The organism is Psychrobacter sp. W2-37-MNA-CIBAN-0211, assembly GCF_040309405.1.
Classification (GTDB): Bacteria; Pseudomonadota; Gammaproteobacteria; order Pseudomonadales; family Moraxellaceae; genus Psychrobacter; species Psychrobacter glaciei.
Genome location: NZ_JBEOOU010000032.1, coordinates 1 through 1,429, shown reverse-complemented (window position 1 = coordinate 1,429; position 1,429 = coordinate 1). Strand labels below are relative to the sequence as shown.

The window sequence follows — 1,429 nt, the reverse complement described above, 5'->3', positions numbered from 1 at the left end:
TGAACTGACCCCCATAAGTTGGACACAACTTATGGGGGTTATTTTATGAAGTATGACATCGACTTTAAACTAAGGGTGATAGCCTATTATCAACAAGGACATTCAGGCATTGCTACCGCAAAGCATTTTAATATTAATGATAAAGATGTTTTTAAGTGGGTAAACCAGTATTTAAAAGACGGTATACTTGCAATCAAACCTAAAGCTGGCAAAGCCATCTACAGTAGCGAGTTCAAGCTTCAAGTCCTGACCACAATGGCAGGTGAAGGTTTAAGTCAATCGCAAGCCGCTTTGAGGTTTGACATTAGCTCACCTGCGCTGATTAGTGTATGGCGCACCGCCTATGCTCGTCATGGTATGCTAGGCTTAACTGCCAAAGCTAAAGGACGACCTACTGTGAAGCACCCTTATCTTACTGACAAGCCTGAGCATGAGAAGAGTATAGAGGAGCTCAAACGCGAGAATGAATACCTCAAAGCGGAGAACGCCTACCTAAAAAAGCTCGATGCCTTGCTCAAAGAGAGGAAAGCCAACCAGACAAAGCAAGGCTCGTCAAAGGACTAAGAGATCAGCATCCGCTCGCTTTACTATTACTCATTGCAGATATAGCAAGGAGCAGCTTTTACTATCATCTGCGTGTTCTGCAAGCGACAGACAAGTATGCCGATCTTAAACAGCGTATCAGTGACGTCTATCATCACCATAAAGGTCGGTATGGCTACCGTAGAATCACTCAAACGCTTAAGAACGAAGGACTAAGATACAACCACAAGCTCATCGCACGGCTTATGAACGAGCTTAAACTTACCGCGAGAATCAGACGACAAAAGTATCGTTCCTACAAAGGACAGTGCGGCGTTATTGCCAAGAATAGGGTCAAACGTAGGTTTAGAGCAAAAGCGCCAAATCGCAGGTGGCTGACTGACATTACTGAGTTTAAAGTGGGCGATGATAAACTGTATCTGTCACCCATACTCGATTGCTTTAATAATGAGATCATCAGTTATGAATTATCAAGACGACCCGTATATGACTTGGTGAAACAGATGCTTGATCGCGCGCTCAAAGGCATATCATTAAAGCGCAGGCTCAAGGAGCAGCTAACGCTGCATTCAGATCAAGGGTGGCACTATCAGATGAAACCGTTTGCAACAACGCTAAAAGCCAATAACATCCAGCAAAGTATGAGCCGAAAAGGTAACTGCTTAGACAATGCGCTGATGGAGAGCTTCTTCGGTACGCTCAAGTGTGAGACTATTTATATTGAAAAGCCATCGAGTATTGAGGCGTTAGAGCAACAGATTCATAAGTATGTGCATTACTACAATCATGAAAGAATTCAGCTTAAACTAAAAGGACTGAGCCCTGTACAATACAGAGCTCAGTCCTATCTTTAATTAAACCGTCCAAGTTTCGGGGGTCAGTTCAT

At 43.5% G+C, this 1,429-nt stretch carries 2 protein-coding genes; both read left to right on the top strand.

Annotation, left to right across the window (positions count from 1 at the left end; genetic code table 11):
- Positions 1-45: 45 nt before the first annotated feature.
- Positions 46-564, top strand: a complete 519-nt coding sequence (locus AAEY72_RS14120; protein ID WP_352311124.1) for a helix-turn-helix domain-containing protein — start codon at positions 46-48, stop codon at positions 562-564.
- Positions 468-1,397, top strand: a complete 930-nt coding sequence (locus AAEY72_RS14115) for an IS3 family transposase (RefSeq protein ID WP_352311125.1) — start codon at positions 468-470, stop codon at positions 1,395-1,397. The genes AAEY72_RS14120 and AAEY72_RS14115 overlap by 97 nt, the downstream gene beginning before the upstream one ends.
- Positions 1,398-1,429: the final 32 nt, after the last annotated feature.

Coding starts and splice junctions, on each gene's coding strand:
- AAEY72_RS14120 (WP_352311124.1), top strand. CDS start 46: ATGAAGTATGACATCGACTTTAAACTAAGGGTGATAGCCTATTATCAA.